Source organism: Pseudomonas sp. JC1203 (genome assembly GCF_056175065.1).
The window spans coordinates 76,647-91,185 of the sequence record NZ_JBWCAM010000016.1; the positions used below are offsets into that span (position 1 = coordinate 76,647).

A 14,539-nucleotide genomic window follows, 5' to 3' on the forward strand; every position below is an offset into this window, starting at 1 on the left:
CTCAGTCCTGCATTTCGGTCTGGCGTTCGACGGGGTCGATCAGCACGGCTTTTTGTTGGCGCACCATCAGGTCCATGATCTCGGCCTGGCGGTCGCCCAGGATGCCGGTGAAGCTGATGCCGCTGGATTTGGTCGGGGCGAGCATCGACACGCGGTACATTTCAAGCGACAGCGGCGAGTCGATGGACAGCGGGCCGGTGCCGTTGCCGGCCAGTTCGCCACCCACCAGGATCAGCGAGACCTGGGCGTCGAACGGGTCGAGCTTGATGTTGCGGTCGGTGTTGCTCAGGTCCTTGATGTGGCCGTACACGCCGGTCAGGCCGTTGCCCAGGGCCTTGTTCTCGTAGAGGCGGATGTTGGTGCTGTTGCGCACGCGGATGCCGTGGCGCTTGTTGCCCAGCAGCATGTTGCCCCACAGCAGGTTGTCGGCGCTTTCGTACAGGGTGATGCCGTCGGTGTGGTTCTTGTAGATCTTGTTGTAGGCCACCAGGTTGCCCACGCTGTTACGGTCGATCACCACGCCCGAGAGGTGGTTGTCGTAGCTGCGGTTGTTGATGATGAAGCTGTTGTTCACCTCCCGCGAAACGATGATGCCGTGCTTCTTCTTCGTGCCGTACACGGTGTTGTCGGCGATGATCAGGCCGTGGGAACGGTCGTGCGGGTCGATGCCGTAGATGATGTTGTCGTGGTAGGTATTGCTCTTCACCACGAAGTCGCTGGTTTCATAGCAGTAGAAGCCGTACCACATGTCCGAGAAGGTGCTGCCGATGATCCAGCCGGTCGGCTCGCCACGGCCCATCTGCGCGGTCATGTTGGGGGTGTACTGGGAAATGCTCACGCCGTATGACTTGGACTGGTTGTAGCCCATGCTCGCCATCACCGTGTTGACCATGTAGGTCTCGGTGCCGCCCCAGGACAGCAGGAACGGGCGGAACTCCTTGGGGTCGCGGAAGGTGGCGGGGCCGTTCTCGGCCTCGCGCCAGCCGGTCACCTTGGTGTCACGCACGAACAGCTTGCCGTCGTTGACGATGAACGCGCCGCCTTCCTGGGACAGGCGCAGCTCCTTGGCCTGCTTGTCGATTTCGAGGATGCCGTTGTGGCCGACCACGATCGGCAGGCGGGCCAGGTACACGCCCGGCGCGGTTTCGCGGATGTACTGCTTGGGCAGCTTGCGCGTCAGCTCGGTGAGGTTGACGTAGCCGTCCTCGACGAAGATGGCCTGGGGAATGCCGTGCTGGCGGTTCACCCATTCGGCCATCTTGTTGTCGCCACCGATGAATTCCTTGAGCACGTCTTCCTGCAGCATGCGCTTGACCACGACCTTGCCGGCCTTGCGGCGGTCGATCTTGGCGGCCACGGCCTTGGCGGTGTAGCCGCTGAGGTCGGGCAGTTTTGGCGCGGCCAGCTCCAGCGACTCGGGGGCCGCGGTGGTGATGGTGTAGGTCTTCGCCTGCTGCAGGGTCTTGGCCTCGTCATCGCCCAGCGCCGGTGCCGGGTGGGCGGCCGGCGCCGCCGCCAGGGCAGCGCCGCTGGCCAGCAGCAGGGCGGTGGCCAGCAACGCCCTGGGCCATGGCAATCTGTCTGAATTCATCATTTCATCGCACTCCCTTCGCGGTCGCATCAGAAGCGCCAGATCACGTCGATAAAGGCGCGGTGCATGTAGCTGTCCACTTCGCTGCCATACGCCGAGCCGGGCTTGAACACACCGGCGCGCAGGCGCACCAGGGCCGAAGGCTCGTCAATGGACTGGCTCAGGGCGGCAGGCAGCAGGCCTTGCTTGAAGTACTTGCTGACCACCAGGTCCATCTCCTGGCCCAGGTCCTTGTCACCGTCAGCCAGCGGCAGCGAGCTGATGGAGGTGATGTCGGTAGGGTTTTCCGGGTCGACGGTGGTGTTCACCGCGTCCAGGGTGTTGGTGCCGATACCCTGGTTGCCGTCCACGCGCCAGAACTTGTGGTAGATCAGGCTGGCGTCGTATTCGTCGCGCAGTTGCCAGGAGGCAAACAGCGAGGCGGTCTGGGTGTTGGCCATCTCGGCCTGGTAGGCCTCGCCGAAGCGGGCCACGCGGGCACGGGTGCCGGTCCAGGTCGAGCGGTTGCTTTGCAGGCCGTTCTGTTCGTAGTCGCGGCTGGCGCGCGAATAGGCACCGCCCACTTGCCACTCGGGGTTCAGGTGCACGCGCAGGCCCAGGTCGGTGGCCCAGCCGTTGACGTGGCCGCTGCTCTTGTCGCCCGCCACGGTCTGGCCGTCCACCACGTTGCTGCCAATGCTGTCGCGGTTGCCGGACATGAACGTCAGGCTGCTCCAGTAATTGATGGTGTTCAGGTTGTCGTGGTTATAGGCGTCGCTGTCGGCCTCAAGGCCCAGCCAGGTCAGGTCGCCGGTGCTGCTCTTGTCCGAATCGTCGATGGCCTCGCCGGTGCTCGGCAGGCTGCCGCTGTCATGGGTGTGGTGGGCGCGCACGCCAACCCACTGGCCGGGCGTCCACTGGTACGAGACGTCGCCGTAGGCGTGCAGCACGTCCTTGTCGCTGGCCGACAGCTCGGTGAGGTCGGTGCGGTACTCGCTGAACCGCTCGGCCACGCCGGCGTGGGCGCGCAGCAGGGTGGTGTCGAAGTCCCAGTTCAGGGCCTCGATGTTGGTGTCTTTCCATTCGCCGTCGTCATTGCGCAGGCGCTGGCGGCCGAACTTGAGGATCTCGCCGGGGTAGGGCGTGAAGCCGCTGTAGCCGACCCAGAATTCACGCATGGCCAGGTAGTTCTTTTTCTGCTCGCGGCCGCTGGCAGTGCTGTCGCTGCTGACGTTGGACTCTTGCAGGGTGTCGGTCTGGATGGTGTCGGTGGCGGTCACCAACTGGCCCATCGCATAGGCGCTCCAGTTGCCCCATTGGCCGTACGCCCAAGGGCGCAGGTCCAGGCCCAGGCCGTTGACGTCGCCGCCGGAACGGGTGCCCAGGTCGCGGTCGTCTTCAGACTGCAGCGTGCCCTTGATCTCGATGCCGAAGTTCTGGTCGGCGGTCAGCGCGGCCAGTGTCGGGCAGGACCAGAGCGCGGCGAAGCCCAGGCCAATGCCGGCTTTCATCCATTGGTTCAAAGTCATAGCGATTTGTCCTCAGCGTCTTCGTCTTCCAGCGTCTGCAGGGCAATGCTGCTGTTCTGGTTCATGGCACCGCGCACGTGCTGCTCCTGTTGCAGCAGTTGCTGGGCCTGGGCGCGTTGGTCTGGCGACAGCGTGGTTTCCAGTTGGGTGGCCAGGTCCAGCACCGGCTGTGCCGGCTCTGGCTGGGCCTTGGCCAGTTGCACGAACATGTAGGCGTACACCGGGTTGGGCTGGGTGCCACGGCCGCCCGAGTACAATTGGGCCAAGGCGAAGTCGGCGCTGGCCTGGCCACCACGGGCGGCCATCAGCAGGTTGTCCACGGCCTTTTGCGGCTCGGGCTTGCCCAGGTAGCCGCGGCGGTAGATCTGGCCCAGGTAGTAGTGGGCGCTGATCTGGGTAGGGGCGGCGGCCTGCAGGTGCTGCTCGGCCTTTTTCGCGTCCGGGATCACCAGCTTGCCTTCGTAGTACACCTTGCCCAGCAGCAGCTCGGCGCGCGGCTGGTCGGCGTTGCGGCCCTTGTCCAGGTATTCCATCATCTTGTCGACGTCACCCAGTTCCGGGAAGTCGTAGAGCAATTGCGCCAGGCTGACCCACGAGGCGGGGTACACCGGGGCGATCTTTTCCAGCATGGCCTGGGCGGTTTTCTCGTCGGTCTGGCCCAGGGTGGCGTCACCCAGCACACGGGCCACGGCGTCCACGCGCATGGCCGGCACGGCGCCGCGGGCGTAGGCGGCCTGCAGCTGCGCCAACAGCGCTTGCTGGCGGTCGGTCTGCTGGCGTTTCTGGTACACGGTGGCCAACTCCACGTAGCACACGTCGGCCACGTTCAGCGCCTTGCGGCACAGGTTCTCGACGTCGTCCAGGTGCTGGTCGTAGGTTCCCTGGATGCGGTACACCAGTACCTGGGCCAGGTTGGCCTCGGCGTAACCGGCGGCCTGCCATTCGTTGATCTTTGCCTGGGCGTTAACGCCCGGGAAAGTGTTGGGGTATTGCAGGTACAGCATGGCCAGCGGCGTCAGGGTGTTGCCCTCGCCGTTGGCGAACGCTTTCTTCAGCAAACCTTCGGCTTCGCGCTGCTCGGCCTCGGTTGGGTGCGGCTTGAGCGCCAGCAGCCGGCCCAGGCGGGCCTGGGCCCGCGGCGAGGTATCGGCCGCGGCGCGGTAAGTCGCCTCGGCCTGGCGCAGTTGCTCGGGGTCACGGGTGCCCACCTGGATATCGGCCAGGCCCACCTGGGCTTCGGTGTAGCCCAGGTCTGCCAGTTGCTGATAATTCTGCTGGGCCAGCGCGGTGTCGCCACGCTTCAAGGCTTCGTTGGCCAGGCGTTGGTCCGGCAGGCCGCTGCAACCGGCCAGGCCGATGGCAACGGCCAGGCCCAGCAGTGCAGATCCTGGCAATATTCTTAGAGTGCTAGCCACAGGTGTTCTCCTCGATCCCACTTACTGGCCGGCGGCCATGGCTTTGTCCATCAGCCAGTTCAGCGACGGACCACGGTCGCTGCTGACGTCCACGGCGCGGCCGGTGAGGTTGCTGTTCAGTGGCTCGTCGGGCTGGATCTGCACGCGCAGGTCCGAGGACAGGTCCAGCGGGTTGATGCTGGTGGCGTTGATGATCTTGCCCTGGCGCACGGTGCTGTCGCCGGCCACCTGGAAGTTCACTGCGGTGCCCGGGGTCACTTCGCCGAACTGGCGGTAGGCGAAGCGCGCCTCGACGTTGGCGGTGGTGTTGCGCGGTACCAGGGTGAAGATCACGTCGCCCTTGCTGGCGTACTGGCCGTCGGCAACCAGCTGCTGGCCCACGGTGCAGTCACACGGCGAGGTCAGGGTGCCGGTCATTTGCTTGCCGAACAGTTCGGTGATCTTGTCGGGTTGCAGTTGGTCGGGGTCCAGGTTGCCTTTCAGCACGTCGAGCATGCTGGTGCTGAAGCTGGCCAGCGGTGCGCCCTTGGGGGCCACGCCGTCAGCGCCTACCAGGCTTTGCACGGTGCCGTCGCGTGGCATGGTGATGTTCATCGATGGCGCGGCGACCAAGCCCGCCTGGGCGTGGGTCACGAAGTACAGGCCGTACACCGATTTCAGCACGAAACCGAAGGCTGCCAGGCCCACCACGAACACGCCGGCGCTGAAGGTCACGGCTTTCAGGCGGGCGAACGCCGACTGGCCACCGCCCAGTTTCTTGTCCTTGCGCGCCTTGGTGAAGTTGTCGCGCTGCAGGGTGCCCAGCACGTCGCCGACGCTGATGATCTCGCCGCTCAGGTGCGAGGTGATCAGGTGGCGCATGGTGGCGATGTCCTGCTGTTCCAGGTTCTGGAACTGGCAACCCACGCGGCCGGTGCTGTCGTTGAACGAGCGCACCTGGAACTCGATGTCCATGCCCAGGCCCAGGGTGTCGATGACGAACATCAGGCGGCCACGGTGCACTTCACCTTCTTTCAGCGGCTTGGGCGCGTGGAAGGCCAGGCCACCGGCCGACAGGTCCTCGATGCGCACCTCGATGTTTTCCCGGTTGGGCCCCTGGTAGCGCAGCTTGGCGGGCAGCTTGACCCGGGCGTGCTGGCGCTGGGCTTCGGATTCATGCACGACATTCACGTTCACGGCGTTATTCATGGCGGTAATTCCTGGTTAATCCATTAGTGTCCGGTTCACACCATCACGAACAGCACAGCCACGAAGATGCTGGCGGCCGAGAACGTCATGGTCCGTGAAGACCAGGTGTTGAACCATTGTTGAAAGCTCGCGAGATCGCGTTTGAGCACGGTGGGCTGGCGGGTCCAGGACTGCTTGTCGAGGCGGAAGAACACGTAGATCTTCATGATCGCGCCGACGATCTGGTTGTAATACAGGATCACCGGATAGGCAGGCCCTACCGAGTGGCCCGAGCACATCAGCATGATGGTCAGGATCAATCGGGTGATGCCGATCCACAGCAGGTAACCCAGCAGGAACGCGATGTTGAACTTGAGCGTGGCGATAATGGCCGCGGTCAGGCCCAGCAGGCTGGTCCACATGGACACTCGCTGGTCGAACAGCACGATGCTGGTGAACACCCCCAGGCGGCGCACGCCCAGGCCCAGCGCGCGGGAGTTCTGGCGCAGGTTGTTGCCGTACCAGCGGTACATCAGCTTGCGGCTGGCCTTGAGGAAGCTCTTCTCGGGCGGGTGCTCCACGGTGTTGATCGCGGCATCGGGCACGTAGAAGGTGTCATAGCCAAGGCGCATCAGGCTGAACCAGCTGGACTTGTCGTCACCGGTGAGGAACTTGAAGCGGCCCAGGCGCCAGTGCTCCAGGGAGTCGCTTTCCACGTCGGCGATGAACTCGGGGTTGGTGACCACGGTGGCGCGGAACACCGACATGCGCCCGGTCATGGTCAGCACGCGCTTGGACAGGGCCATGGAGCACATGTTGATGTGGCGCTGGGCGAAGCGCAGCTTGTGCCATTCGCTCATGATGTAGCCGCCGCGCACTTCGCAGAATTCGTTGGTGGTCAGGCCACCGACGTTTTCGTACAGCTTGAACCAGGGCACGGTCTTGCGTACGCAGCCATCGGCCAGCACGGTGTCGCCGTCGATCACCGCCACTACCGCGTTGTCGTCGGGCAGGTGGCGGGAGATGGCGCGGAAGCCGAACGCCAGGCCGTCGCGCTTGCCGGTGCCGGCAATGCGCACGAAGTCGAGGGAGACGCGGTCAGGGGGAGCCATCTTGGCCCACAGCGCCTTGACCAGCAGTTCATCGGACATTTCCACCAGCGAGCACACCACGGTGGTGGGGTAGCCGCAGTTGATGGCTTCGCGGATCACCGAGCTGTACACCTGGGCGGTGGTCAGCGCGTCGATGCGGAAGCTGGTGACCATCAGGAATACATGGCTGGGGTCGGCGGCGGCGCCCAGTTTCTGCACCTTGCGGCGCAGGTGCGGGTACACCACGTACAGGAACAGCATGCCGCGCACGAAGTGCGTGGCGCCCATCGAATAGCGCCAGATACCCACGGCGCCAATCAGGAAAATGAAGTCTTTCGACTGCGAGTCGAAAAGAGTCGTCGGCAACGCCAGGGCGAGTGCCATCAGCAATGTCAGGTAGAACAACCATCCGGCGGCCTGGAGTAGACCGTGTTTTAGCCTGTGCATGATCTGCGTCCGTATCGATTGTCGGTCATTGCGGGGAAGGGGAGCGGGCCTGCCGGCGAACCGGCAGGCCCCAGGCCTTACCAGCAGATCCCTTCAGTGCGGGCTTCCGGGCAGGTGGTGTTGGGCATGAAGCCCACCAGGTCGATGACCTGCTTGCCGTGTGGCACCGATTGCACCAGCGAACGGAATTTCTCGTCGCGGTTGCCCAGGATGATCACGTCCGAGTTGTCGATGACGCCCTCGAAGTCCGAGTCCAGCAGCGACGACACGTGCGGGATCTTCGACTCGATGTAGTCCTTGTTCGCACCGTGGACACGGGCGTACTCGACGTTGCTGTCGTAGATCTTCAGGTCGAAGCCCTTGCCGATCAGCATCTCGGCCAGTTCCACCAGCGGGCTTTCGCGCAGGTCGTCGGTGCCGGCCTTGAAGCTCAGGCCCAGCAGGGCGACCTTGCGCTTGTCGTGGCTGGAGATGATGTCGAAGGCGTTCTGCACTTGGGACACGTTGCTGCGCATCAGCGAGTTCAGCAGCGGCGCGTCCACGTCCAGCGAGCTTGCGCGGTAGGTCAGGGCGCGCACGTCCTTGGGCAGGCACGAGCCGCCGAAGGCGAAGCCTGGGCGCATGTAGTACTGGGACAGGTTCAGGGCCTTGTCCTGGCACACCACGTCCATCACTTCGCGGCCGTCGACGCCGACTGCCTTGGCGATGTTGCCGATCTCGTTGGCGAAGGTGACCTTGGTGGCGTGCCACACGTTGCAGGTGTACTTGATCATCTCGGCCACTTCGATGTCCTTGCGGATGATCGGTGCGTCGAGCTCTTCGTACAGGGACTGCAGGGCATCGCCGGAGGCTGCGTCGAACTCGCCGATGACGGTCATCGGTGGGTGGTCGTAGTCCTTGATCGCGGTGGATTCACGCAGGAACTCGGGGTTCACCGCCACGCCGAAGTCGACGCCGGCTTTCTTGCCCGAGCAGTCTTCCAGAATCGGGATCACCACGTTCTTGACGGTGCCCGGCAGCACGGTGCTGCGGACCACGATGGTGTGGCGGGTGGTTTTGTCACGCAGGACGAAACCGATTTCACGGCACACCGATTCGATGTAGTTGAGTTCCAGGTCGCCGTTCTTTTTGCTCGGGGTACCGACGCAAAGCATCGACAGGTCCGTGTCACGAATGGCTTCGGAGAAATCGGTGGTGCCACGCAGGCGGCCGCTTTGAATTCCCTGTGCCAGAAGTTCTTCTAGGCCCGGTTCGACGATAGGCGATTTGCCGTTGTTGATTAGGTCAATCTTGGCCTTGGAAATATCCACGCCAACCACGTCGTGACCGCGTGCAGACAGGCAACCGGCACAGACTGCACCGACATAACCCAAACCGAAGATGCTGATACGCATCGCATTCACCTCATGTGTTATCGCGCCGACTCAAATAAGTAAGAGCCAGACCGGGTTTAATTAACCAGCAGTATTCGCGCACTCGGAAGTGTGACAATTGAATGTCATGCTCCCGCTTGCAGGCATGTATTTAAAAGTGAGTGCGTAACAATGCACTCAAGTAGCGCAGCACTTGGCCGTGTCGTGGGCTTGTGCCCTGGTGTGTAGCCAGCCTGTATTACAAAGACGACTTCCTTGCTGGCAGTGCTGACTGCGATCTTGGCTAGCCGCCAATGAAATCAAGCACTAAGACGCTTTGCAGGAGCTCGGTAAACGGGGCTCTGGCGTGGCCGTGTCAACGTTTGCTTTTGGTGCGTTCTCTCCTGAGATCAACTTCCGGTCGTGGTAATAACCGTCGTTTGAAAGTTATTCGAACGATAAGGCTCGAATCGTTCCCTGTTTCGCTGTAGGTCATCTCTCACATAGCGCTCGAGAATCGTTACGGGTGGTATGAGCTATTGGATTTGGAATTAGTTCCTGATGCCATCGGGCCCTGATGACAAAATCTTCAAGAAATTCACGGTTACAAATGCTTTCATATTGATAGCACTGTACGGTTTTGTCCTGCGGGGCTGGGGACTTGCGACGGCGTCATATTTTTGTGCCAGCATTCAAAAAAAAGTCGTCAAAAAAATCGAAGTTTCCTGAACGGGAGCTGAATGAAGTACGGCAATCATCTAATTTGACGTGTATTTGACGCCAAAGGCTTGGCGTGTGGTGGCACTCTGCACTTTTACGCAGGGGTAGCGGTGCCCGTTTTGTAGGACAAAACGGTGCACCGAAAAGAGGCTCAGTCGGCGGGGTGGTCGCGCAGGAAAACCAGGTTGTCGGGTTTCGACTGTTCGGCGCTGTAGTAGTAACCCTGCGCATCGAACTGCTTGAGCTGCTGCGGGTCGTTGATGCGTTCCTGGATGACGAAGCGGCTCATCATGCCCCGGGCCTTCTTGGCGTAGAAGCTGATGATCTTGTACTGGCCGTTCTTCAGGTCCTTGAACTCGGTGTTGATGATGCGGGCCTTCAAGGCCGTGCGCTTGACCGCCGAGAAGTACTCGGTGGAGGCCAGGTTCAGCAGCAGGTCGTCGCCCTGTTCGGCCAGGGTTTCGTTCAGCCATTCGCTGATGCGCGTACCCCAGAAGGCGTACAGGTCCTTGCCGCGGGCGTTGGCCAGTTTGGTGCCCATTTCCAGGCGGTAGGGCTGCATCAGGTCCAGCGGGCGCAGCAGGCCGTACAGCCCGGACAGCATGCGCAAGTGGTCCTGGGCGTAGCTGAAATCGGCGTCGGTGAGGCTGTTGGCATCAAGGCCGGTGTACACGTCACCCTTGAAGGCCAGCAGCGCCTGCTTGGCGTTGTCGGGGGTGAAGGCCGGGTTCCAGCTGCCGAAGCGCGCGGCGTTCAGGCCCGCCAGTTTGTCGGACAGGTGCATCAGCTCGCTGATCTGCGCCGGCGCCAGCTCGCGCAGGATCTGGATCAGTTCCTGGCTGTGGTCAAGGTACTGCGGCTGGGTGAAGCGATCGGTTACGGGGGGCGTTTCGTAATCCAGGGTCTTGGCGGGGGAAATCACCGTCAGCATGAAATCGTCTCCATTTATCGTGGCCGCGATTTTAGGGGCTGGGGGCGGGGAACTCCATCTATTAGGGCGATAGAGGATCGGCGGTGCTGCCGGACGCGGCCTGTGGCCGCTGCTACGGGTGGCTGCCTGATGGTTTATGATTCCGGCACCCCGCCCATGGAGATCCGCCCTTGCGCCTTGCCTGCCTGCTATTTGCCGCCCTTGCCAGCCTTGGCGCCCAGGCCGCCGTGCCGCCGCCGGTGGCCACCATCGAGCGCAGTTCCTGGCCCGAGACGCTGACCACGCCGGCGCTGTTCGATGTGGCCTCGCGCGCGGAAATCCTCATGTTCGCCCATGTGCTGCTGCAGTCAGAGGCCCTGGACGAAGCCGACCTGGCCGACCGCCTGGACCTGCGCACGGTGAACATGGTGGCCATCAATACGCTGCGCCAGCAGCTGTGGCAGCGCCTGTGGAAAAACTATGACGCGGCCCAGCAAAGCTGCGATCAGGACGCCTCGTTCTGCTTCGCCATCGACAGCCTCGACGACCTGCGCACCCAGGCGAACAATTTCGCCGTGGCGCCGGACTCTTTCTATGCCAACTGGGGCGCACCGGCGCGGGTGTTCGACCTGATCTACGTGGACGAGCTGCTGCGCAAGGCCGCACTGTCGCCACAAATCAGCAGTGAAGTGCTGAAAATCTCCGAAAACGAGCTGAACGGCGCCGATTTCAATGATCGGGTGTTTTTGCTGACGTTCGACAGTGGCCCCAGTATTGCGGTGGGCAGCACCGAGTGGGTCACCGACTACCTGCGCAAGCAGAGCATCAACGCCACCTTCTTCGTGCTGGGGCAAAATTTCAGCAACCGCCGCGACAAGGGCGAGCCCGGCAGCCTGCTGGCCTTATATAAAGGCCAGTGCGTGGGCGTGCAGGGGTGGCAGTACCGCTCCCATGCCGACTGGAACGACTGGCAGGGCTCCATCACGCGCAGCACCAACCTGGTGGAAAGCGAGTTGCCGGACAACTATGTGCCGTTGTTCCGCCCGCCCTACGGCACCCGCCGGGCCGATGCCGACAGTTTCCTGAGCACCCAGCAAGTGAAAGTGGCGCTGTGGGACATCGACTCCCAGGACAGCAATGGCCAGCTGACCGCCGAGCAGAGCGCCCAGCGCGTGTTGACGCTGATGCTGCTGTGGCGCCACGGGGTTATCGCGTTCCACGATACCCAGGCAAAAGTGCAGGTAGCGTTGCCCTGGTTGGTCACGCAAACGGCGCAGGCGGGGATCGGTTGGCAGGACTGCCGGCAGTTTCAGTAACCGGGCGTCATAGCCAATGATTACGGGCACGGCAAGGCTGGAAAGGCAAAATTTCCAAGGGCGAAGTTGGGGGGTGGACTTCTGACTTTACCGGTGCTTTTCCCCTGCGCCAAGCGTTATTCGTCATGCAGAAAAATAAACTTCAAAAAAGCGTCAAAGTGCTTTTTAACGTCATGGGTTTTGCGGTATTACGAAGCTAGATCGCCGAACCCTGCAGCACAGGTGGCGTCGTCACCCGGCCCATCGCAGTTGCAGTTCCACACGCCCACAGCCCTCTGGGGTGTGCGGAAACGGCGGTCACTTCGCGGCGCAGCACCGTTCAGGTATTGCGTCGAACGGCTCTCTCAAAGGTGACCGAGTATGGATGATCAAGGACGCACCATTTCTTCCGACAAGCCAATCCTTTATGTGCTCGATACCAATGTACTGATCCACGATCCAAACGCGTTGCTGAACTTTGAAGAACACCACGTCGCCATCCCCATGACGGTTCTGGAAGAACTGGACAAGCTGAAAAGCGGCAAGCAGTCAGTGGCCGCCGAATGCCGGCAAGCCATCCGCCTGATCGACCAGACCCTGGGCGACGCCTGCCCTGCGGATGTGGAGCTGGGCGTGCCGATTCAGCGGGGCAAGGGTGCGCCGAAGGGCTTCCTGTCCATCCTCATGACCAAGGGCGGCCCGCCCACCACCGTGCTGCCGGGCAACCTCAACGACAACATCATCATCAACCAGCTGGTTGACCTGCACCAACGCAAGAAAGACTGGGACGTGGTCCTGGTTACCAAAGACATCAACATGCGCCTCAAGGCCCGTGCCTGCGGTATCGCGGCCGAGGACTACAGCACCGACCAGCTGGTGGACGACGTCTCCCTGCTGTCACAGGGCTACCACGAAATGACCGGCTCGTTCTGGGACCGTGTCAGCAAGGTGGAAACCCGCCAGGACCATGGCCGCACCTGGCACCGCGTGCAGCTGCAGGAACAGCTGCCGGCCGTGCACATCAATGAGTTCGTCATTGATGAGCAAGGCTTCGTGGGCTGGATCAAGGGTGTGAAGGACGATGAGCTGCTGCTGCTCGACCTGCACCAGGAGCCGCTGCTGCACCAGGAAGCCTGGGGCCTGAAGCCGCGCGACATTCACCAGGCACTGGCGCTGTTCGCGCTGCTGGACCCGGACATCCACCTGGTCAACCTGACCGGCGCCGCCGGTTCGGGCAAGACCATCCTGGCCCTGGCCGCGGCCATCGAGCAGACCATGGTGACCAAGCGTTACCGCCGTATCATCGCCACGCGCAGCGTGCAGGGGCTGGACCAGGAGATCGGCTTCCTGCCGGGCACCGAGGCGGAGAAGATGGAACCTTGGCTGGGGGCCATCACCGACAACCTCGAAGCGCTGCACATGGACGATGAAAACACCCACGGCAGTGTCGATTACATCCTCAGCAAGGTACCGCTGCAGTTCAAGTCACTGAACTACATCCGTGGCCGCAGCTTCCAGCAGAGCCTTATCCTGATCGACGAGTGCCAGAACCTGACCCCGCACCAGATGAAGACCATCATCACCCGTGCCGGTGCGGGTTCCAAGGTGATCTGCCTGGGTAACCTGGCGCAGATCGACACCCCGTACCTGTCGGCGCCAAGCTCTGGCCTGACCTACCTGACCGAGCGTTTCAAGGACTTCCCCAATGGGGTGCACATCACCCTGCAAGGGGTACCGCGCTCGATTCTGGCGGAGTATGCCGAGTCGCATCTGTAAACCTGACGGCTGATGCCCAGACGCCGCCATTGCTCCGGCAATGGCGGCGTTTTTCATGGGTTGGCGTCAAACACCAATGTTACGTTGCCTTGATAGCTGGCTCCCCGGAAGTGGCTGAGCATGTGTTTGACGTCGGCCTGCTGCACATCGAAATGCACCTGGCCTGGTTGGCTTGAAACGTTGCCTGCGGGGGTCAACAGCTTGGCATTTGCGGCACCCACGCCCAATGGCAGGCGGGTCACCGGCTGGCCGTTGAAGTTGAAGGTGGCAGGCAAGGTAAGAGCCGTGTACACGGGCGTCACGTCGTTGGAAGGCCGGGTGACCATATTGCAGAACTCCGCGCTGGCGCCGTATTGGCACGTCACATATACAGCGAACGGGCTAGAGGCCCATACCTTCAACGGGGTGTCGTGGAATAGTCGGGGCGGTACCGCGTTGGTGGTTTCCCATGGCTTCCATCCCCCTGGTGGCAGCACTTCAACCCGGCTGCCGCTGGCGGGCATTTCAACCTGCATATCATGCTTGACCTCCAGTTCGATGCGAAAACGGATGGAGTTGGCGCTCATGCGCGTGAGGTTGCCGAAGTCGAAGCCGTTGCCAGGCCCGATGGGGTAGTCGATGTGGCCTTCCCACAGCCCTGGGGTCAAGGATGTCAACGCAGGGAAGTCCGCGATGTAGGAAACCATCATTTCACTGACGTCGGACTCTTCAATGGCCTCGCGGCGGGCCACATCGGCAACGCAAGGACGTTGAGCGTCAGCGTGGAATCCAAACCACAGAAATTTGACGTAACCCGGCCCCCCAAGGAGTCCGCCGGGAGCCTCGCAGGTCGTAATGCCCGGGGTGACGACGCGATGGGTCTGGTAAGTCGCCTTTTGGCTGATATAACCGAATGCCAACTTTGCGGTTGCTGTCTCCTGTGTGGAGCGGTTCACCAAGGTGACTGGTTGGCGTGATGGCAGCTGCACATAGATCTTGTCGCGGTTATCCGATGAGGCGAGGTCCACCTGCTTACTGAAGTTAAACGGAACGTCGATGGTTCTTGCGAATTTGCACATGTTTCCCCACATGCCGCAGTATCGGGAGGGGGTGGTGGTATCGACGATTTTCTGGTTTTCCATCCTTGCGGTAATCACTACTTCCGCAGCATGAGTGTGCTCTATGCCCAGGCACAGCAGCCCGAGCAGCAGGGCGCAGGCGCGCGCCGTCAACGTTAGGTCTGGCATGGCTATGCTCCAGAGGGATGATGGGGCGTGATTATTGGGGG

The 14,539-nt window shown here is 62.1% G+C and carries 10 protein-coding genes; 2 read left to right on the top strand and 8 right to left on the bottom strand.

What is annotated here, in order from left to right; genetic code table 11:
• Window position 1 precedes the first annotated feature (1 nt).
• From algG to yaaA, 7 genes are all read right to left on the bottom strand, one after another.
• Window positions 2–1,594, bottom strand: a complete 1,593-nt coding sequence (gene algG, locus AC0SZ7_RS22505; protein ID WP_475506433.1) for a mannuronan 5-epimerase AlgG — start codon at window positions 1,592–1,594, stop codon at window positions 2–4.
• Between the two features lie 26 nt (window positions 1,595–1,620).
• Window positions 1,621–3,099 (bottom strand): alginate export family protein, encoded by a 1,479-nt coding sequence (locus AC0SZ7_RS22510; protein ID WP_475506434.1) that lies wholly within the window; start codon window positions 3,097–3,099, stop codon window positions 1,621–1,623.
• On the bottom strand, window positions 3,096–4,514 hold the full coding sequence (algK, locus tag AC0SZ7_RS22515; RefSeq protein WP_475506435.1) for an alginate biosynthesis TPR repeat lipoprotein AlgK: 1,419 nt from the start codon (window positions 4,512–4,514) through the stop codon (window positions 3,096–3,098). Before algK ends, AC0SZ7_RS22510 begins: the two co-directional genes overlap by 4 nt.
• A 21-nt stretch (window positions 4,515–4,535) precedes the next feature.
• Entirely contained in the window at window positions 4,536–5,702 is a 1,167-nt protein-coding gene (locus AC0SZ7_RS22520; RefSeq protein ID WP_475506436.1) for a PilZ domain-containing protein, read from the bottom strand.
• Between the two features lie 35 nt (window positions 5,703–5,737).
• On the bottom strand, window positions 5,738–7,219 hold the full coding sequence (alg8, locus tag AC0SZ7_RS22525; RefSeq protein WP_475506437.1) for a mannuronan synthase: 1,482 nt from the start codon (window positions 7,217–7,219) through the stop codon (window positions 5,738–5,740).
• Between the two features lie 77 nt (window positions 7,220–7,296).
• Window positions 7,297–8,613: a nucleotide sugar dehydrogenase gene (locus tag AC0SZ7_RS22530; RefSeq protein ID WP_475506438.1), complete on the bottom strand. Its 1,317-nt coding sequence runs from the start codon at window positions 8,611–8,613 to the stop codon at window positions 7,297–7,299.
• Between the two features lie 829 nt (window positions 8,614–9,442).
• A complete protein-coding gene (yaaA, locus tag AC0SZ7_RS22535) occupies window positions 9,443–10,222 on the bottom strand; it encodes a peroxide stress protein YaaA (protein WP_475506439.1) in 780 nt (259 codons plus the stop codon).
• 170 nt (window positions 10,223–10,392) lie between these two features.
• Between yaaA and AC0SZ7_RS22540 the strand changes: the two genes are divergently transcribed.
• Window positions 10,393–11,517: a polysaccharide deacetylase family protein gene (locus AC0SZ7_RS22540; protein WP_475506440.1), complete on the top strand. Its 1,125-nt coding sequence runs from the start codon at window positions 10,393–10,395 to the stop codon at window positions 11,515–11,517.
• Window positions 11,518–11,877: 360 nt separating this feature from the next.
• On the top strand, window positions 11,878–13,272 hold the full coding sequence (locus AC0SZ7_RS22545; protein WP_475506441.1) for a PhoH family protein: 1,395 nt from the start codon (window positions 11,878–11,880) through the stop codon (window positions 13,270–13,272).
• 53 nt (window positions 13,273–13,325) lie between these two features.
• Here AC0SZ7_RS22545 and AC0SZ7_RS22550 read toward each other — a convergent pair whose 3' ends face one another.
• Window positions 13,326–14,498: a hypothetical protein gene (locus tag AC0SZ7_RS22550; protein WP_475506442.1), complete on the bottom strand. Its 1,173-nt coding sequence runs from the start codon at window positions 14,496–14,498 to the stop codon at window positions 13,326–13,328.
• Window positions 14,499–14,539: the final 41 nt, after the last annotated feature.